This window comes from Pseudarthrobacter sp. 05T312 (assembly GCF_056396685.1).
Window position 1 is genome coordinate 303,868 of sequence record NZ_JBFTLY010000001.1, and the last position, 17,951, is coordinate 321,818.

Sequence of the window (17,951 nt, forward strand, 5' to 3'; positions counted from 1 at the left end):
GGCTTTCTTGAAGAAAGTCAACTAGCGTTTCCGGTATGCCCCTTCGCTCCGACTGGTCCCAACGCAACTGCAGCATGGCCCGCGGCCTGGACATCCTGGGTGACCCCTGGTCCATCCTGGTCCTGCGCGAGGTCTTCTTCGGCAACGGGCGCTTCGACGCCATGAAGAGCCGGCTGGAAGTGGCGGACTCCGTCCTCACCAAACGCTTGGCAGGCTTGGTGGAGTCCGGACTGCTGGAAAAGACGGCGTACGACGACGGCGGCCGCACCCGCCAGGAGTACGTCCTCACCCCCAAAGGTGAAGACGCCCTCCCGGTCCTGAATGCGGTCACTCTCTGGGCGGAAAAGCACCTGCCCGCACCGTCCGACCAGGCGCACCTGTATGTCATCCATTCAGGCTGCGGCAAAGCCACCAGTTCGGCCGATACCTGCACCGAATGCGGGGAACGGCTTACCGCGGCGAACACCAGCTGGCACAGCCGCTCCCGGTCCGAACAGCCCATCCGGCTGTCCACCGCCGCAGGGAACGGAACGGCCGCGTGAGCGCCCTGCCCGGGAAAGCCGCGGACACGGCAACGTTCCACACCCGGCGCGGACCGCTCCGCCGCCTGCATCCCGCCTGGATCGTCGCTGCCGTCGCCTTCCTGGCGCTGGTGGGCGCGGCAGGTTTCCGGGCTGCCCCCGGCGTGCTCATGGTCCCGCTCCAGCAGGAGTTTGGCTGGTCCACCACGGTCCTGTCATCTGCGGTCAGCATCAACCTGGTGCTCTTCGGCCTGACCGCCCCGTTCGCCGCAGCCCTGATGGAACGCTTCGGCATCCGGGCCGTGACGGCAACCGCCCTGGTCCTGATCGGCATGGGCAGCGCCCTGACCGTCCTGGTGAACCAGTCCTGGCAGATCCTGCTGACCTGGGGCCTGCTGATCGGTCTCGGAACCGGCTCCATGGCCCTGGTCTTCGCCGCCACCATCGCCAATACCTGGTTCACCAAAAGCCGCGGACTGGTGATTGGCATCCTCACCGCCGGCAGCGCCGCCGGACAGCTGGTCTTCCTCCCCTTCATCGCCATGCTTGCCCAGGACCCCGGCTGGCGGCAGGCCTCGCTGCTGATCGCCGCAGGCGCCCTGGCCGTGGTCCCGCTGGTGCTGAAGTTCCTCAAGAACTCGCCGGCCGACGTCGGGGTGCTGCCGTATGGTGCCGGGCCGGTGGACGTCGAAGCTCAGGAGGCCGCACCGGTCCAGGACAGCGGACCCCGCACCAACGCCGCCGTCCGCGCCCTCCAGGTGCTGCGGCGCGCCAGCAAGGTCAGGACCTTCTGGGCCCTCGCGGCAGGTTTCGCCATCTGCGGCGCCACCACCAACGGCCTGATCGGCACCCACTTCATCCCCTCCGCGCACGACCACGGTATGCCTGAGACCACCGCCGCGGGCCTGCTGGCCGTCGTCGGGATCTTCGACATCATCGGCACCATCGCCTCAGGCTGGCTGACGGACCGCTTCAACCCCCGCGTCCTGCTGGCCGTCTACTACCAGTTCCGCGGCATTGGCCTGCTGGTGCTTCCGCTGCTGCTGAATGCCGAGGTCCAGCCCAGCATGATCGTGTTCGTGGTGATCTACGGCCTGGACTGGGTGGCCACCGTCCCGCCCACGGCGGCCATCTGCCGTGAAACGTTTGGAGCGGACGGCAGCGTAGTCTTCGGGTGGGTCTTTGCAGCCCACCAACTCGGGGCGGCCGCGGCCGCCATCGCCGCCGGGGCGCTCCGTGATTCCACCGGGCATTACACCTACGCCTGGTTTGGCGCCGCCGCCATGTGCACCATCGCCGCCGTCATCAGCGCCACCATCCGCCGGCACAACAGTCCGCGGGAAGCTGAGCCCGCGGCGGCCTGACACCTGGCGCGGCTAGGCTGGTCGGATGGAGCCCCTTGCACCCGTCCCTGCCCGTCCCGTTGCCCTGGTCACCGGGGTGGGCCGGCTGGCCGGCATCGGTGCCGGTATTTCCCGCCAGCTCGCGGCTGACGGCTGGGACCTGGTCCTGTCCTACTGGGCCGACTACGACGCCCGCATGCCGTGGGGGAGCGAACCCGAAGACGTGGTCCGCCTGACCGCGGAGCTGGAGGCGATTGGCGCCAAGGTCCACGTCCTGTCCGCCGACCTCCAGGATCCCGGGGTCCCGGACCGGCTCATGGCCGAGGCCGCCCAGCTGGCAGGTCCTTTGCAGGGCCTGGTGCTCAGCCACGCGGAATCCGTTGACTCAGGCGTGCTGGACACCACGGTGGAATCCTTCGACCGGCACTTTGCCGTGAACACCCGCGCCAGCTGGCAGCTGATTGCCGCTTTCGCGCGGCAGGCAACGGACGACGGCGGCGCGATCGTCGCGCTGACCAGTGACCACACAGCGTTCAACCTTCCCTACGGCGCCTCGAAGGGGGCACTGGACCGGATTGTGATCGCCGCTGCCCGGGAGTTGGGCCCGCAGGGGATTTCCGCGAACGTCCTCAACCCGGGGCCCGTGGATACCGGCTGGATGACCCCGGAGATCCGCGGCGAGCTCACGGCGCAGCAGCCGGGCGGCCGCCTTGGCACACCTGCGGACGTTGCCGGAACCGTGGCCTTCCTGCTCTCACCGGCCGGACGGTGGGTGTCCGGGCAGCTGATCAAAGCGGACGGCGGCTTCTCCGCGTAGCCCCTTCCGCCCCGCCACCACGAGGTCAGTGGAAGGCGCCGAGCCCCGTGATGTGCCGGCCCAGGACCAGGGTGTGCACCTCGTCGGTACCCTCATAGGTCCGGACCGATTCCAGGTTCGCGGCGTGCCGCAGCGGCGAGTAGTCCGTGGTAATGCCGTTGCCGCCCAAAATGGTCCGTGCTTCACGGGCGATCCTGATGGCCTCGCGGACGTTGTTGAGCTTTCCCAGCGAGATCTGTTCGGGCCGGATGGTCCCCGCGTCCTTGAGCCGGCCCAGGTGCAGGGCCAGCAGTGTGCCCTTCTGGATCTCGAGCAGCATGTCCACCAGTTTCTGCTGCGTGAGCTGGTAGCCCGCCAGGGGCCTGCCGAACTGCAACCGCTCCAGCGAGTAGTCCAGTGCTGCCTCGTAGGAATCCCGGGCGGCGCCCATGGCACCCCAGGCGATCCCATACCGGGCCTCGTTCAGGCAGGTGAACGGGCCGCGCAGCCCCCGTGCACCCGGCAGCAGGGCCTCCGGACCCAGCCGGACGTCGTCGAACACCACGTCGCACTGGATGGAGGCGCGCATGGACAGTTTCTGCTTAATGGGCGTGGCTGTGACGCCCGGGGTTCCGGCCGGCACCAGGAAGCCGTGCACGCCGTCGTCCGTTATGGCCCACACCACCATGACGCCGGCCACGGTGGCCAGCCCGATCCAGCGCTTGGTGCCGTTGAGCACCCAGCCGGCATCATCCCCGGTGCCATCCTTTGTGGCGTAGGTGGCCATGGAAGCAGGGTCCGAGCCAGCAGTTGGCTCGGTCAGCGCGAAGCAGCCGATGACCTCGCCCGCGGCCATCCGGGGCAGCCACTCCTGCTTCTGCTCCTCCGACCCCCAGGCGTGGATGGCGGTCATGGCCAGCGAACCCTGTACGGACACGAAGGTACGGATGCCGGAATCGCCGGCCTCCAGTTCCATGGCCGCGAGGCCGTATTCGACGGCGGACCGGCCCGGGCAGCCATAGCCCTCCAGGTGCATGCCCAGGACGCCGAGCTCGCCCAGTTCCGTCGCCAGCTCCAGGGGAAAAACGGCGTCCTCATACCAGCGGGCGATGTCCGGCTTGATGCGTTGCCGGGTGAAGTCGCGGACCTTTTGCCGGAGCTCCAGTTCCTCCGCTGACAGCAGGGAATCGAGGTCCAGGATGTCTGATGGCGCGGCGGTCATGGCTTCACCTCAAAGTAGGCGCGGGTGGCGGGCAGGAACCGGCAGGCGGCGGCCAGGACGGCGCCGAGGGCCAGCAGCACCACGCCGCTGACGAAGGCGCCGCCGACGCCGAAGATCTGGGTGTCGCCGTAGGCCGGGTCCCACATCTGGACTGCCGAGATGAAGAACGCGGCCGTCAGCAGCAGTGCGCCCGCCAGGGGAAGGATGCCGCGGAACCAAAGGTTGCGGGCCGAGCCCCGGAGCGTTCCGCGGAAGTACCAGAAGCAGGCGAAGCCGGTGAGGGCGTAGTAGAACGCGATGAACAGGCTGATGGCGCTGATGGAGTCGGCCAGGAGGTTCTCGCTGAGGAAGCTCATGGCCACGTAATAGGCTGCGGCCGCACCGCCCATCACCTGGGTGGAGAACCCGGGGGTCTGGTTGCGCGGGTGCACCTCTGCGAATTTGGCCGGCAGCGCACCGTGGACGCCCATGGACAGGGTGCCGCGGGCGGTGGGCAGGATGGTGGTCTGCGTGGAGGACAGCACCGAAGCCAGCACGGCGACGACGATCAGCCAGCCCCAGGGCCCGAGCACCACGTCCTTCATGGCCAGGAACACGTCGTCCTTGTTGGCGTCGTTGCCCAGGCCGATGCCCTCGGAGCCCACCGTGGCGTACATCATCACCAGCAGCGCCACCGAAACATAGATGGCCACCAGCACGAAAGCTGAGATCACGGCGCCCCGGCCGGGAGTCGTGGACGGGTCCTCGGTCTCTTCGTTGACGGCCAGGCAGGTGTCCCAGCCCCAGTAAATGAACAGGGCCAGGAGGGCCCCGTGCATCACCGCGCCGGGATCGGCGAAGGCGCCCACCGGATTGAACCATTCGAAGTCGAAGGCCTGTCCCTCGGGCGCCCCGCCCACGATCCGCACGACGATGGCCAAGGCAAAGATGCCCAGCGCGATGTACTGGATGTAGGTCAGGACACGCTGGACGTGCTCGCCCAGCCGGATCCCGCGGTAGTTCACCAGGGTCATCAATACGATGAACAGCAGGCCGGTCCCGGTGACCAGCAGCTTGTTCTGTGCGAGGGATCCGTCACTCACCAGCAGCCACAGGTACTGCCCCGCCACCTGCGCCAGGTTGGCCAGGACCACGATCCCGGCCAGTGCCACGCCCCAGCCGCCCAGCCAGCCCGCCCAGGGGCCGAAGGCCTGCCGGGACCAGGTGAACGTGGTGCCGCAGTCAGGGATGGCACTGTTGAGCTCCCTGAAGGCGTAGGCAATGAACAGGACCGGAACGAAGCCGAGCAGGAGGATCAGGGGCGTGTAGTTGCCGTTGACGGCAACAATGAGGCCCAGGGTGGCGGCCAGTGAGTACACCGGGGCGGTGGAGGCCAGCCCGAGCATCACCGAATCGCCCAGGTCCAGGATCCCGGCCCGCAGCCCCTTGGCCGGGACCGGGGTGCCGCTCCCGCCGCCGTGGCCTCCCGCCGTCGTCATGTCCGTGCTCATAAGGTAATACCTGCCTTGGTGGAGCCGGCCACCGCGGAAAGCGGAGCCGGCGCGTCAATGGTGTTGGGGACGAAGCGGCAGAAATAGTCCGTGACCGGGCCGTCCGATTCCCGGATGCCGCAGCCCACGGATTCGCCGTCCACCACCCACAGGCCCAGGACCGGACGGTTGCCGTCGAAGTCCGGGAGCGGGTGGTACTGCTGGTAGCACCAGCCCTCCCGGCCGTACCCGCCGGGCTGCTCCAGCGTCAGGCCCCCGGCGTGGATACGGATGTTATCGCCTTCGCGGCCATGCAGGGGCTTGGCCACCCACTCCTTCAGCGGCCCCGGGTCCGTGAGGTAGGCCGGCAGCAGGTTGGGGTGGCCGGGGTAGAGGTGCCACAAGGCCGCGAGCAGGGCCTTGTTGGAGAGCAGCATCTTCCAGGCCGGTTCCACCCACCGCGGGTTGTGGGCGCGCTCCAGCAGGCGGGGACCGAACTCCTCCTTCATCATCAGCTCCCAGGGGTAGAGCTTGAAGATGGTGCTGATCATGAAGTTGTCCAGGTCCACGAACCGGTTCAGGTTGGGATCCCACCCGATATCGGACATATTGATGCCGATGGTGGTCCAGCCGGCCTGGCTGGCGACGTCGCGCATGTAGGCGGCGGTCATCCAGTCCTCCCCGGACTCCTCCACCTCGGAATGGGCCACGTGCAGGGTGCTCATCCCGGTGCGGTACTGGAATTTCTTCCACTGCCGGATCAGGGCCTCGTGGATACCGTTCCACTGATCCTTTCCCGGGTGGACATCCTGCAGCCAAAACCATTGGGCCACGGCGGCTTCGATCAGCCCCGTGGGCGTGTCCGCGTTGTATTCGAGCATCTTGGCGGGGCCGCCCCGGCCGTCGTAGATGAAGTCGAACCGGCCGTACACGTCCACGTCGCCGGCCTGCAGGGATTCAGCTGCCAGTTCCAGGGCCTGCGGACCGATGCCGATGCTGCCCATGGCCCCAGTGGCAAGGAATTTGGCCGCCTCCAGGCACATCCGGTGCATGTCCTCGGCGGCGAGTTCCAGGGTTTCCACCTCATCCATGGTGAACTCGTAGTAGGCCGACTCGTTCCAGTATTCGATCCGGCGCCCGTCATCCATGGTGGTGGTGGAAAAGACCAGGCCCTGCTCTTCGATCTTCTGCTTCCAGCCCTGCCGGGGCTCGCTTGCCAGTCTCTTCACGTCAGCCTCCCGAGACCTTTCCGCCGCCGCTTGAGCCGCTCTTTGCGCTTGAACCGAACCCGCCGCGGCTCACCGTGCCGCCCTTGCTGCTGTAGCCCGTGGACGCCTTGGCGCCGCTGGGAATGGTGCTCGAGTAGCCGGGGGCGGTGGACCTGTTTTGCCCGACGGCCGGAACGCTGGCCCCGCGGGAGTAGAAGTACCAGGCGTAGAGGCCGCCGCTGCGGCCCGCGGAACTCTCACAGCTGTTGTCCGCCACGCGCTCGCCGGTTTCTTCGTTGAAGCAGACCTGGGCGTAATCGGGGTCGTCCTCGTTGCTGGCAACCACCGCCGTGATGGTGCCGGCCAGCAACGCGGTCACGCCCAGGCCCACCACCACAGTGCGCCGCTGGGAGCGCTTCTTGCGGGCTGCCGCTTGGTTGAGCTGCTTCTCCCGCTCGCGCGCAAACGGATCCACCGGGGTGACGGGTTCGTTGAGGAGCTCGGGACGCAGGTCCGGCCTGGGCACCTGCCAAGGTGGTGGCTTGGCGCTGCCGCCGGTGCCACTGCTGCCGTTGTCCGCCGGCCCGTTCTCCGGTTCCTCTTTTGGGTCTTTCTGGTTCGAGTCCACGGCGTCCCCCTCAATTGGTCGCGCGATTTGGGCGCAGCACCGCACCCCCAAATGCAAGTCTCGAATCAGCGTAGTCCCTGAAGGAACCGCCTGAGAGCAGAATTACCTGCGATCGTGGGGGAGGCCTGCCCATTGCGGGCGCGGGGGCCCGGGTGCAGGAAAACCCTAGACTGATGCCATGGAATCAGGTTCTGTCCTTGCCGTCTGCCGCGTCCACCAACTCCTGGGGGATGCGGGCAGCGTGGGCGTCACGGCCATCGACAAGCGCCCGGCGAATGGTCCGGTCAAGGTGCACACGCTGGGCCTGCGCGGGGATATCCAGGCCAACAGGGCCCACCACGGCGGGGAGGACCAGGCCGTCTACGCCTATTCCCAGGCCGACGCCGACTACTGGGCCGAGGCCCTGGGGCGGGAGGTACCCCCAGGCTTCTTCGGCGAGAATTTGCGGGTGTCCGGCATCGAGGCCACCCACGCGGTCATCGGAGAGCGCTGGATGGTGGGCTCCGGCGTCGAACTGGAAGTCACCTCCCCGCGCACGCCCTGCGCCACGTTCCAGCGGCGCATGAAGGAACCACAGTGGGTGAAGCGCTTCACCGACGAAGGACGGGTGGGGACCTACCTGCGCGTCCTCCGCACCGGCAGCATCCAGGCCGGCGACACCATCGAGCGCACGTTCGTCCCGCGCCATGGCGTGACCATTGGCAGGTGGTTCAGTGAGCCGGACGCGGACCTCATTGCGGCTCTTCGCGGAGCGGAGACCGACGGCGAGATCCGGCTCCAGGACGAGTACCACACCAAGTTTGAGGTACTGCTGCGGCGGCTGGGACGGTAGCACCGCGCGGTCCCACGGCCATGCGGCGGGCTGTGTGCGCAAGCTCACCCGCCGTCGTCGGCCGTTCAATTTCCGGTCCGCGGCGTCCGTGCCCTACACTTGAAACATCCCCCACTCCGGAAATCCCTTTTTCCTGCCCAATTCTTGAGGCAGGACTGGCAAGTGTTGGGGCCCGCGCAAGCGATGCGGGCATTTTCATAGGGAGAGCCGGCTAAAGAAAACGCTGTACAGACTGCTGGGATAGCAGCCAAGAGATGCAGCGCGAAGTCCTGCCACGGGATTGCGAAAGCGCCGGACTTCTGTGACCGGCCGGTCAACGTTTGCCCGGCATCATCGGCACGTGTACTGCGGCTCCGCTCACCTCGGGTAGTGCCGCCTGGCCCCCTATGGATGAGGAATATCTCTCTATGCCCGAAAATCAGAACGAAACCACCGCAGCGGCAACCGCTGAAACCGCTACCGTCGAATTCACTGAGGCAGCTGCACCCGCAGCCGAGTCCACTGCCACCGAAGCTGCCGCAACGGCCGACGTTGCTCCCGCTGCCAAGGCCGCGGATGATGACGAAAACACCGTCAAGTTCGTTGACCTCGGCATCGACGCCCGCGTCCTGGCCGCCCTGCAGGATGTCGGGTACGAAAAGCCGTCCCCCATCCAGGCGGCCACCATCCCGCTGCTGCTCGAAGGCCGCGACGTGGTGGGCCTGGCGCAGACCGGTACCGGCAAGACTGCAGCATTCGCAGTGCCGGCGCTGTCCCGCCTGGCCGAACTCCACGACCTCAACGGCCCCTCCCGCAAGACCCAGGCCCTGGTCCTGGCCCCCACCCGCGAGCTGGCCCTCCAGGTTGCCGAGGCCTTCACCTCCTACGCCAAGCACATCGACGACTTCACCGTCCTGCCCGTCTACGGCGGCTCCGCCTACGGCCCCCAGCTCGCCGGCCTGCGCCGCGGCGCCCAGGTGGTCGTGGGTACCCCCGGCCGCGTGATCGACCACATCGCCAAGGGTTCCCTGGACCTGTCCGAACTCCAGTACCTGGTGCTGGACGAGGCTGACGAGATGCTGCGCATGGGCTTCGCCGATGACGTGGAACAGATCTTCCAGCAGACCCCTGAGGGCCGCCAGGTTGCGTTGTTCTCCGCCACCATGCCCGGCCAGATCCGCCGCATGTCCAAGCAGTACCTGAACAACCCGGCCGAGGTGCAGGTCAAGTCCAAGACCACCACCGGCGCCAACACCCGCCAGCGCTACCTGCAGGTCATGGGCCCGCACAAGCTGGACGCCATGACCCGCATCCTCGAGGTGGAAGAGTTCGACGGCGTCATCGCCTTCGTCCGCACCAAGATGGCCACCGAGGACCTGGCTGACAAGCTGCGCGCCCGCGGTTTCCAGGCTGCCGCCATCAACGGCGACATCCCGCAGCAGCAGCGCGAGCGCACCGTCGACGCCCTGAAGGAAGGCCGGATCGACATCCTGGTGGCCACCGACGTCGCAGCCCGCGGGCTCGACGTGGAGCGCATCAGTCACGTCATCAACTACGACATCCCGCACGACACGGAGTCGTACGTGCACCGCATCGGCCGTACGGGCCGTGCCGGTCGTTCCGGTGAAGCCATCCTCTTCATGACGCCGCGGGAGAAGTACCTGCTGCGTTCCATCGAGAAGGCCACGCGCCAGCCGGTGGAGCAGATGCACCTGCCCACCGCCGAGACCGTCAACACACTGCGCCTCGGCAAGTTCGCCGAGCGCATCACGGAGACCCTTGCGTCCGAGGACGTTGCCGCGTTCCGTGACCTCATCGCTTCCTACGAAGAAGAGCACAACGTTCCCGCTGCCGAGATTGCCGCAGCCCTGGCTGTCATGGCGCAGGGCGGCCAGCCGCTCCTGGTGAAGGAACTGCCTGCCGCTCCCGAGTTCCAGAAGCGTGAGCGGTCCAAGGACGGCTTCGGCTCCCGTGGCCCGACCCGGACGCTGACCGAAGGCAACGCCACCTACCGGATTGCCGTGGGACGCCGCCAGCGTGTCATGCCGGGCTCGATCGTGGGCGCCATCGCCAACGAGGGCGGCATCTCCTCCGCACAGATCGGCGGCATCGACATCCGTTCGGACCACTCCCTGGTGGAACTGCCCGCGGACCTAAGCCAGGACCAGCTGCGCGCCCTGTCCCGCACCCGGATTGGCGGCGAGCTGATCCACCTCGAGCTGGACAACGGCCGCAAGCCCTCCGGCGACCGCGGCGCCTACCAGGGAAACCGCGGCGGTGACCGCGGTGGCAACTTCAAGGGCAACGGTGGGTTCAAGAAGGAATTCCGCAAAAACGACGGCGAGCGGACCTCCGCTGACCGCGGCGGCCGTTCGTACAGCGAGCGTTCAGAGCGGTCCTTCAGCGACCGCGGTGATTCCCGCTTCGCCGGCCACGGCGACGGCTCCCGCAAGCCCCGCAGCGGCGGCGACAGCGGCCACCGCGAGTTCAACCGCAAGGGCAAGTGGTAAACACTTCCGCGCGTTGAGGGATTGACGACGGCGATGGGCCGGCTTTCGAGCCGGCCCATCGGCGTTTAAGCTAAAGCCGAATGTGGGGCTGGACACATTCCCGCCGCGGAATGTACTCAACGTGCCTCTGAAAGGCGCTTCCCGGCGTCGGCCGCTCCGCTGTCCATGCCCCTCCAGCCCCGGTATTCCGCGGAAAATGCGGGGTGCGTGGTGCCGGTGACAGGTGCAATCCCCAGGCCGAGGAGCGGCTGGACGCCGATTTGTTGGTGCGGAAATCTTCCGGTAGAGTATTTACTCGTTGCCCCCCTAGCTCAGTGGTAGAGCGCGTTCTTGGTAAGAACGAGGTCACCGGATCGATTCCGGTGGGGGGCTCTGAATGAGGGCCTGCGTCAAGGCGGTTTTGACCGGCTTGGCGCAGGTTTTTCTCATTCGTGGCGGTGTAGCTCAGTTGGTTAGAGCGCACGACTCATAATCGTGAGGTCGGGAGATCGAGCCTCCCCACCGCTACAGGCCAAGCCCCCTGGATCGTAATGGTCCAGGGGGCTTTTCTGTTTAACATTTCCCAAGCCGTGCCAAAGGCCCGCCACCTGATCCAACTCCTGACGACTCCGCCATTGATTGGCACGGCGGGTTCCATAAAAGGTAACGTTTAGGTCGCTGGTTGGCACACACGCGTGGTGGAGCATGCCGAATGCTCCTGCGTGTGCTAAGTCCCAGGCCTTTAGGCCTTGCATTCACGCAGACCGCGATCCTGTTCCGGCGGGGGCCTTCCGATGTCCCTGTCCACCGCACTCCCACGAAGAGGCTTTTTTCCATGCGCAGAAACAGTCTGCTCACTGCCCTCACGCTGTCGGCGCTGTTGGCAACAACGGCATGTGGCGCCGCCAGCGGCACTGCCAATCCATCCGCCGCGTCTCCAGGCTCCGCCTCCGCTGGACTCGAAGCCAGCGCCGGCACCCCCGGCGCCAAGTCATCCGATGAGGTGGGCGCCTCCCAGCGGATGGCCGCCGAAAGGGCTGCGGCAGCCCAGGCCGAGCGGGAAGCCGCTGACGCCAAGAAGGCCCAAGACGCCGCTGCTGCTGGGGCAGCCGCAAAGGCAGCCGCCGCGGAAAATGCGGCCAAAGCCAAAGTGGATGCTCCTGCCGCAGCCGGTGCGCCAGTCCAGGCCCAGGCCGCGGCTCCTGCGCCCGGCGCCGCCCCTCCGGCCCTGCCACAGCACGCCGCCGCCCCAGCACCCGTGGCACAGCCGACCGCCGAGCGCACTGTCACCACCACATATACGACCGCGTACACCTGGTTCGACAACACCCCTGCCGGGTCGGCAACCATCAGCCACCCGGTGCTGCACAAGTCTGCCGGAGACACCGGCACCTTCGAGGACCCCATCACCATCGCTGTGGGACATTCCTTGGCCTCCGGGCACGACGTCCTCGACTTCCCGGCGGGCACCCGCATCTACCTCCCGGACGTCCGCCGCTACTTCATCGTGGAAGACACCTGCGGCGATGGCAATGAGCCCGAGGGCGGCCCGTGCCACCAGGGCGCCAACGCGAACGGAACCAACTCCACCATCTGGATCGACATGTGGATCGGTGGCCAGGGCTCCAGCGCCCGAGCCGCCGATGACTGCGCCAGCCGGGTAACCGACGTCAACACCGCCGTCTTCAATCCGGCCAGCGACTATGCCGTGGCGCCGGGCGCTGGAGTCATCCACGACGGCAAATGCGATGCCGGCTATGGCAACGCGCTGGTGAAGAAGTAGCTGGCGGACACCGGAACCTTATAGTTCAGCAAGCCGGGGCCGCCGTCCCCGGTTTTCTGGACCGTGACAAGCGGGGGCATCCGCAGTAGCTTGGCAGCAACTGCGGATGGGGGATTCGGTGGACGTTTTCGCGGCGGTCATGGAGCCGTTCCGGTGGCTCGTTTCTGTCATTATGGCGGGGTTCCACGACTGGCTGGCTACGGCCGGGATGCCGCCGGGCGACGGCTGGACCTGGACGTTGTCCATCATCGGGCTGGTGCTGGTGATCCGGGCGGCATTGATCCCCGTGTTCCTGGCGCAGGTCAGGGCCCAGCGGCGGATGCGGCTGCTGCAGCCGGAACTGCAGGAGCTCCAGGAGCGGTTCAAGGGCAGGACGGACCCTGCGTCGCGGCAGGCCATGGCGCAGGAGCAAATGGCCCTGTACAAGAAGCACGGCACCAACCCCTTCTCCGCCTGCCTGCCCCTGCTGATCCAGGCGCCGTTCTTCCTGGCGCTCTTCCAGGTGCTTTCCGGACTCTCCAGCGCCTCGCCGCGGGGCGAAGGCATCGGAGCCCTTGACCAGGGGCAGGTGGTCCAGTTCGCGTCCGCCGGCATTTTTGGGGCGCCGCTCTCCGCTTCCTTCCTGCATGGAGGCGGTGACCCCACCGCGGTGGCCGTCCTCGCCGTCGCCATGATCCTGGTGATGATTACCTGCCAGTTCCTCACCCAGAAACTCGTGGCGTCACGAAACCTGGCGGGGCAGGACGCGGATAGTCCGTTGATGCGCCAGCAGCGGATTCTCCTGTACGTGCTCCCGTTCGTTTTCGGTGTGGGCGGGATCTTCTTCCCCATCGGCGTCCTGGTCTACTGGACGGTCTCCAATCTCTGGACGCTGGCCCAGCAGGTGCTGGTGTCGCGCAGGCCATAGGGGTGGTCAGTGGCCAGCCAACGCCTGCGACTGCTCCGCCAGGAACTCGCTGACCGACTTCGGGTTGATCCCGCGCTGGCGGAGGGGCTTGTCATCCCAGGTGGCCTCCTCGATATCCGAAGACAACCCGACGCCCAGCGCGGAAGCCATGGCGTCGTTTCTGCGTTTCAACATGAGCGTGAGCAGCCGCGCCACGGGGCGCGGCATGTGCTGCACCTTCAGGGGATGGTGCACCAATTCCCCTGCCAGCCCGATGATCTCCTTCTTGGTCAGTGGCTCGGGTCCGCCCACGTCGATGTGCGCGGGCGGATCGGGCTCCAGTGCCACGGTGGCGAGGAGGGCGGCAATGTCCCCGGTGGAGACCAGCCGGCGCCGGTTGTCGCCCCTGCCAATGACGGCGGCCTTTCCTGCGGCGAGGTCGAACCGTGCGGCGGGGCTGAGCTGGACTTCCTGCAGGCCGTCGGAGCGGACCACCACGGTCCGCATGGGGGAGGTCCCCAGGCGCCGCTCAATGGTGAGCTTGGCCTGTTCCAGCGGGGTCCGGAGGCTGGCGCTGCCGATCGGGAAGGAGAGATAGACAAAGCGCCGCACGCCGGCGGCTTCGGCGGCATCGACAAGATGGCCCATGCCCACTTCGTCAACGTCCCGGATGGTGGCCTGACTGGTCCCCGCGAACCGGCGGCCTATCGCTGTTGCCGTTGCAATCACGGTTTCGACGCCCTGGCACGCAGGCGGAAGCGTGGCAGGTTCGGTGAGATCGCCGCGGACAATCCCGGCTCCGATCGCCCGGAGCGGTGAATCGTCAGTGGCGGCCCGGACCAGGCAGCGGACGCCCTGCCCGGATTCACGTAGCAGCCGGGCCACCCGGCCGCCCAGGTCACCCGTTGCCCCGACCAGGAGGATCATGGCCGTGCTCCTTCCGTTCCGGCTCCGGCGACGGCCTGGACCGCGGCATTCACATCCGCGGTGTCCCTTTCGACAGGCTCCAGGTAGAACCTGACCGCGGCAATCCGGTCGCCGCGGATGCTGAAGATGGCCACGCCGGCCTGCTCGACGGCGGTGCCGTCCAGGCGGGTGCCGCCCGATCCCCATTCGACCCACACGTTGCCGCCGGGGCCGGTTGTCGAGTCCAGCACCGTCACGGTCATGTCGGGGATCCCTGCGAAGAGTGCGGACCAGTTCTTCCGCACCTGGGCGCTGCCGGTGAAGCTGCGGGCCGGGTGGTTGGGGGTGATGTTGACGTAGTCGTCTGCGAACTCGGCCAGCATGGCATCGAGGTCGCGCCGCTGTGTTGCGGAAAACATTCGGCGCACAGGGCCGTCGGGGAGGCGGTCCACGCCGTTTGGCGTGTCCATGGAAATGCTCCTTGGTGCCTCGCGGGGCGAGGCTGTGACCTGTTAGATTGATTTCAATACAGTTAGCTGTATTGATTGGAGTTTAAGACCGCATGAAGAGCCCCGTCAATGCCTCCGGGAAACGCCCCGCCAAGCGGAGTTATGACGGACGGCGGCGCCGTCAGCTGGCCGCGGAATCCCTGCACAGCGTCCGGACACACGCCAGGGAGCTGTTCCTCAGCCAGGGATTCGGGGCGACGACGATTGCGCAGATTGCCCGCGCTGCGGACGTATCCGCCGAGTCGGTGTACAAGAACTTTGGCAGCAAGGCGGGGCTGGTCCGAGCCATCTACGAGGAGAGCCTCCTTGGTGCCGGCGGTCCGCCGGCCGAGCAGAGGTCCGATCTCGCCCAGGTGACGGAGACGGATCCCGTACGCCTGATGGAGCGGTTCGGCCGGTTCACCACGGAGATCAGTCCCATCGGCGCCCCGGTCTACCTTCTCATCAGGGACGCAGCGGCCACCGGGGACGCCTCCATGGCCGCACTGCTGCGGGATGTGGACGAGGCCCGTTACCGCCGGATGCTGCACAACGCGCGGCAGCTGGTGGGCAGGGGGCTCCTCAGGCCCGGCCTCACCACGGCCGAGGCTGCCGACGTGATGTTCACCTCCACCGCCGCCGAACTCTACGAAACCCTGGTGATCAAGCGGGAGTGGTCACCCGAACGCTATGGCACCTTCATCGCCCGGACCCTGGCGGCCAACCTGCTGTGACCCGCGCCGGCCGCCAAACCCTGGCGCGCGCCCCTGTTCCCCGCGGGATTCACCCGGCAGAATGGGCCCATGGCGAAGCTGATCTACTCCGCAATCATGTCCCTCGACGGTTACACCGCAGACACGGACGGCAACTTCAACTGGTCCGCGCCGGACGAGGAAATCCACGCTTTCGTCAACGACCTGGAGCGGGATGTGGGCACCTACCTCCTGGGCCGCCGGATGTATGAGGTGATGTCCGTCTGGGAAACCATGGACACGCGGGATGAGCCGCCGGTCATCCAGGACTATGCCCGAATCTGGCAGGGTGCTGACAAGGTGGTCTACTCAACCACGCTGGACACCCCCAGCACCCCGAAAACCCGCCTGGAGCGGCAGTTCCTCCCGGAAGCCGTGCGGGACCTCAAAGAGGACAGCGACCGGGACATCAGCATCGGCGGCCCCACCCTCGCAGCACACGCCCTCAAAGCCGGGCTGGTGGACGAATGCCAGCTGTTCATCAACCCGGTGGCCGTCGGCGGCGGCCTGCGCTTCCTGCCTGACGGGCTGAAGGCACAGCTGGAGTTGGTGGACCAGCGGCGGTTCGGCAACGGGGTGGCCTACCTGCGCTACCGCGCCCGCTGAACCGCTGCCGTCCCGGCCCTTCGCTGGACCGCGAACAGGGTGAACACCAGCGCCACCAGGGCCGTGCCAACCAGCAGGAGCAGCCCGATCGAATAGCTGCGCGTGGCGGCATCGTAGGTTGCGCCCATCACCAGCGGCGGAAAGTACCCGCCCAGGCCACCCGCGGCGCTGACGATGCCGCTGATGCTTCCCACCTTTCCGGCCGGGGACAGGACACCAACCCAGGCGAACACCCCGCCCGTCCCCAGCCCCAGCGCCGCAGCCATGGCAACGAAGGTGGCACCCGCGGGCACCTCGCCGTCGGGCCTGAGGTTGACCACCCAGCCCAGGACGGCGACGGCGGCCAGCGCCATGAGCACCACGGGCTTGGGGCCGAGCCTGTCCGCCAGCACCCCGCCGACGGGCCGGGCCAGCACGGCGGCCAGGGCAAAGCCTGCCGTCCGTGCTCCGGCGCCGGCGGGATCAAAGCTGTACACGTCCCGGAGGTAGGTGGGCAGGTAGGTGGCGAACGAAACGAAGCCGCCGAAGACCACCGCGTAAAGGAAGCACATCTTCCACGTGACCGCCGTCCTGGCCGCGTCCATGAGCTTGGGCAGCACCGGCACATGGTTGGGGGCCCAGCCCGGTGCTTCCTTCATGAGGAACCAGACCAACCCGGCCATCACCACCAGGACAACGGCGATCAGCAGGTGCGTGGGGAAGTATCCGATCCCGGCAACCAGCCGGGGATTCAGGAAGGCGGCCAGCGCCGTCCCGCCCATGCCCGCGCCGAAGACACCGGTGGCGAAGCCCCTGCGGGCCGGCTCGTACCAGGCGCTGACGAACGGGATCCCGACGGCGAACACGGTCCCGGCCACGCCGAGCAGCAGCCCGGCGCCCAGCACCAGGGAGAAGGAACTGAGCAGGCCGCCCACGGACACCAGGAGGAGGGGAGGGATGGCCGCCAGCAGGACAAACGTGAACATGGCCCGGCCGCCGTACTTGTCAGTCAGCGTGCCCACCACGATCCGGCCCAGCGATCCGACGAACACCGGCATGGCCACCAGGATCCCGGTGGTCGCGGGCGTCAGGGACAGGTTCTGGGTATAAAAGGCGCCGAGGGTGGCCACCGAGTTCCACGCCCAGAAGCCCGCCACGGAGGCTACGGTCGCCAGCGTCAGGTTCAGCGCCCTGCCGGTGGCTGGCGTAGAGGTTGTTCCGGCCACTGCTTGCTCCTCACCACATCATCGAAAACGCACCGCCGGTCAGCGGTTGCGGGTGTCCCTGTCCGGCGTGCCCACGGCGGACCAGCCACGGCCCTTGCTCTCCCTGTCCCGGGACCGGTAGACGATGTACGGGCGGAACAGGTAGTGCAGGGGCGCGGTAAAGGCGTGCACCAGCCGCGTGAACGGCCAGATGACGAACAGCGCCATCCCCACCAGCGTGTGCAGGTGGAACGAGAACGGGGCGGCCGCCATCGCTGCGATGTCCGGCTGGAAGATAAACAGCGACCGGAACCAGGGCGCTACGGTTTCCCGGTAGTTGTGCCCGTGTTCGCCCTCGAAAACGCTGGCCAGCGTAGTCCACAGGCCGAACACGATGGCGGCGGTCAGCACCACGTACATGGTCTTGTCATTCTTGGTGGTGGCCATGAACACCGGCCCCGTGGTGCGCCGCCGGTAGATCAGCAGCGCGATCCCGCCCAAGGTTCCCACCCCGGCAATCCCGCCTACCAGGAGGGCATTGAAATGGTAGAACTCCTGGCTCATGCCCACCGCCGCGGTCCAGGCCATGGGAATGACCAGCCCGAAGAAGTGCCCGGCGATCACGGCCAGCAGCCCGAAGTGGAACAGGGGTGAAGCGATCCGCAGGAGCCTGGATTCGTACAGCTGGGAGGACCTGGTGGTCCAGCCGAACTGGTCGTACCGGTAGCGCCACACCAGCCCGCCCACCAGCACCACCGCCATGACGTACGGCAGCACGCCCCACAGGACGGTGTCCCAGGTGTTAACCACGACGGCGGCTCCCGGCCCCGTCTCCAGCACCGCCCCGGGTGCCCGCATG

General features: G+C 67.3%; 17 protein-coding genes and 2 tRNA genes. 11 read left to right on the top strand and 8 right to left on the bottom strand.

Annotation, left to right across the window (positions count from 1 at the left end; all coding sequences use genetic code 11):
* Positions 1-35 precede the first annotated feature (35 nt).
* The 3 genes from AC1DIP_RS01535 to AC1DIP_RS01545 are packed head-to-tail and all read left to right on the top strand — an operon-like array spanning position 36 to position 2,681.
* The gene (locus AC1DIP_RS01535; protein ID WP_477732599.1) at positions 36-542 is read left to right on the top strand and encodes a winged helix-turn-helix transcriptional regulator; all 507 of its coding nucleotides are present in this window, start codon (positions 36-38) and stop codon (positions 540-542) included.
* Positions 539-1,885, top strand: a complete 1,347-nt coding sequence (locus AC1DIP_RS01540; protein WP_477732600.1) for an MFS transporter — start codon at positions 539-541, stop codon at positions 1,883-1,885. The genes AC1DIP_RS01535 and AC1DIP_RS01540 overlap by 4 nt, the downstream gene beginning before the upstream one ends.
* Before the next feature lie 25 nt (positions 1,886-1,910).
* A complete protein-coding gene (locus AC1DIP_RS01545) occupies positions 1,911-2,681 on the top strand; it encodes an SDR family oxidoreductase (RefSeq protein ID WP_477732601.1) in 771 nt (256 codons plus the stop codon).
* A 25-nt stretch (positions 2,682-2,706) separates the two neighbouring features.
* Here the strand turns inward: AC1DIP_RS01545 and AC1DIP_RS01550 are convergent, their stop codons facing one another.
* The 4 genes from AC1DIP_RS01550 to AC1DIP_RS01565 are packed head-to-tail and all read right to left on the bottom strand — an operon-like array spanning position 2,707 to position 7,187.
* The gene (locus tag AC1DIP_RS01550) at positions 2,707-3,882 is read right to left on the bottom strand and encodes an acyl-CoA dehydrogenase family protein (RefSeq protein ID WP_477732602.1); all 1,176 of its coding nucleotides are present in this window, start codon (positions 3,880-3,882) and stop codon (positions 2,707-2,709) included.
* Positions 3,879-5,372, bottom strand: a complete 1,494-nt coding sequence (locus AC1DIP_RS01555) for an APC family permease (RefSeq protein ID WP_477732603.1) — start codon at positions 5,370-5,372, stop codon at positions 3,879-3,881. The genes AC1DIP_RS01550 and AC1DIP_RS01555 overlap by 4 nt, the downstream gene beginning before the upstream one ends.
* Positions 5,369-6,580, bottom strand: coding sequence for a glutathionylspermidine synthase family protein (locus AC1DIP_RS01560; RefSeq protein ID WP_477732604.1), 1,212 nt, complete (start codon positions 6,578-6,580; stop codon positions 5,369-5,371). Before AC1DIP_RS01560 ends, AC1DIP_RS01555 begins: the two co-directional genes overlap by 4 nt.
* A 1-nt stretch (position 6,581) precedes the next feature.
* Entirely contained in the window at positions 6,582-7,187 is a 606-nt protein-coding gene (locus AC1DIP_RS01565; protein WP_477732605.1) for a Tat pathway signal protein, read from the bottom strand.
* A gap of 178 nt (positions 7,188-7,365) precedes the next feature.
* On the opposite strand from AC1DIP_RS01565, the gene AC1DIP_RS01570 reads away from it, so the two are divergent.
* From AC1DIP_RS01570 to yidC, 6 genes are all read left to right on the top strand, one after another.
* Positions 7,366-8,019 (top strand): MOSC domain-containing protein, encoded by a 654-nt coding sequence (locus tag AC1DIP_RS01570; protein ID WP_477732606.1) that lies wholly within the window; start codon positions 7,366-7,368, stop codon positions 8,017-8,019.
* 407 nt (positions 8,020-8,426) lie between these two features.
* The gene (locus AC1DIP_RS01575; RefSeq protein WP_477732607.1) at positions 8,427-10,508 is read left to right on the top strand and encodes a DEAD/DEAH box helicase; all 2,082 of its coding nucleotides are present in this window, start codon (positions 8,427-8,429) and stop codon (positions 10,506-10,508) included.
* 300 nt (positions 10,509-10,808) lie between these two features.
* Positions 10,809-10,880 (top strand) — tRNA-Thr (locus tag AC1DIP_RS01580).
* 61 nt (positions 10,881-10,941) lie between these two features.
* A tRNA-Met gene (locus AC1DIP_RS01585) sits at positions 10,942-11,015 on the top strand.
* 307 nt (positions 11,016-11,322) lie between these two features.
* Entirely contained in the window at positions 11,323-12,270 is a 948-nt protein-coding gene (locus AC1DIP_RS01590; protein WP_477732608.1) for a hypothetical protein, read from the top strand.
* A gap of 106 nt (positions 12,271-12,376) precedes the next feature.
* Positions 12,377-13,177: a membrane protein insertase YidC gene (gene yidC / locus AC1DIP_RS01595; RefSeq protein WP_477732609.1), complete on the top strand. Its 801-nt coding sequence runs from the start codon at positions 12,377-12,379 to the stop codon at positions 13,175-13,177.
* 6 nt (positions 13,178-13,183) lie between these two features.
* Here yidC and AC1DIP_RS01600 read toward each other — a convergent pair whose 3' ends face one another.
* Together AC1DIP_RS01600 and AC1DIP_RS01605 are read right to left on the bottom strand one after the other, a co-directional pair.
* Positions 13,184-14,083, bottom strand: a complete 900-nt coding sequence (locus AC1DIP_RS01600; protein WP_477732610.1) for an SDR family oxidoreductase — start codon at positions 14,081-14,083, stop codon at positions 13,184-13,186.
* Positions 14,080-14,532, bottom strand: a complete 453-nt coding sequence (locus tag AC1DIP_RS01605; protein WP_477732611.1) for a nuclear transport factor 2 family protein — start codon at positions 14,530-14,532, stop codon at positions 14,080-14,082. The genes AC1DIP_RS01600 and AC1DIP_RS01605 overlap by 4 nt, the downstream gene beginning before the upstream one ends.
* Before the next feature lie 92 nt (positions 14,533-14,624).
* Here AC1DIP_RS01605 and AC1DIP_RS01610 point away from each other — a divergent pair, with 92 nt between their 5' ends.
* Positions 14,625-15,284: a TetR/AcrR family transcriptional regulator gene (locus AC1DIP_RS01610; RefSeq protein ID WP_477732612.1), complete on the top strand. Its 660-nt coding sequence runs from the start codon at positions 14,625-14,627 to the stop codon at positions 15,282-15,284.
* Between the two features lie 69 nt (positions 15,285-15,353).
* Complete coding sequence (locus tag AC1DIP_RS01615; RefSeq protein WP_477732613.1) at positions 15,354-15,908, top strand: dihydrofolate reductase family protein; 555 nt, start codon at positions 15,354-15,356, stop codon at positions 15,906-15,908.
* Here AC1DIP_RS01615 and AC1DIP_RS01620 read toward each other — a convergent pair.
* Both AC1DIP_RS01620 and narI read right to left on the bottom strand, forming a co-directional pair.
* A complete protein-coding gene (locus AC1DIP_RS01620) occupies positions 15,893-17,113 on the bottom strand; it encodes an MFS transporter (RefSeq protein ID WP_477732614.1) in 1,221 nt (406 codons plus the stop codon). The genes AC1DIP_RS01615 and AC1DIP_RS01620 overlap by 16 nt on opposite strands.
* A 39-nt stretch (positions 17,114-17,152) precedes the next feature.
* Positions 17,153-17,950: a respiratory nitrate reductase subunit gamma gene (gene narI, locus AC1DIP_RS01625; RefSeq protein WP_477732615.1), complete on the bottom strand. Its 798-nt coding sequence runs from the start codon at positions 17,948-17,950 to the stop codon at positions 17,153-17,155.
* Position 17,951: the final 1 nt, after the last annotated feature.

Excerpts from the sequence above, each read along its gene's own strand:
- narI (WP_477732615.1), bottom strand. The coding sequence starts at position 17,950 with ATGCGGGCACCCGGGGCGGTGCTGGAGACGGGGCCGGGAGCCGCCGTC.
- AC1DIP_RS01570 (WP_477732606.1), top strand. The coding sequence starts at position 7,366 with ATGGAATCAGGTTCTGTCCTTGCCGTCTGCCGCGTCCACCAACTCCTG.
- AC1DIP_RS01610 (WP_477732612.1), top strand. The coding sequence starts at position 14,625 with ATGAAGAGCCCCGTCAATGCCTCCGGGAAACGCCCCGCCAAGCGGAGT.
- AC1DIP_RS01600 (WP_477732610.1), bottom strand. The coding sequence starts at position 14,083 with ATGATCCTCCTGGTCGGGGCAACGGGTGACCTGGGCGGCCGGGTGGCC.
- yidC (WP_477732609.1), top strand. The coding sequence starts at position 12,377 with ATGGGGGATTCGGTGGACGTTTTCGCGGCGGTCATGGAGCCGTTCCGG.
- AC1DIP_RS01545 (WP_477732601.1), top strand. The coding sequence starts at position 1,911 with ATGGAGCCCCTTGCACCCGTCCCTGCCCGTCCCGTTGCCCTGGTCACC.
- AC1DIP_RS01535 (WP_477732599.1), top strand. The coding sequence starts at position 36 with ATGCCCCTTCGCTCCGACTGGTCCCAACGCAACTGCAGCATGGCCCGC.
- AC1DIP_RS01550 (WP_477732602.1), bottom strand. The coding sequence starts at position 3,882 with ATGACCGCCGCGCCATCAGACATCCTGGACCTCGATTCCCTGCTGTCA.
- AC1DIP_RS01605 (WP_477732611.1), bottom strand. The coding sequence starts at position 14,532 with ATGGACACGCCAAACGGCGTGGACCGCCTCCCCGACGGCCCTGTGCGC.
- AC1DIP_RS01555 (WP_477732603.1), bottom strand. The coding sequence starts at position 5,372 with ATGAGCACGGACATGACGACGGCGGGAGGCCACGGCGGCGGGAGCGGC.
- AC1DIP_RS01575 (WP_477732607.1), top strand. The coding sequence starts at position 8,427 with ATGCCCGAAAATCAGAACGAAACCACCGCAGCGGCAACCGCTGAAACC.
- AC1DIP_RS01590 (WP_477732608.1), top strand. The coding sequence starts at position 11,323 with ATGCGCAGAAACAGTCTGCTCACTGCCCTCACGCTGTCGGCGCTGTTG.
- AC1DIP_RS01615 (WP_477732613.1), top strand. The coding sequence starts at position 15,354 with ATGGCGAAGCTGATCTACTCCGCAATCATGTCCCTCGACGGTTACACC.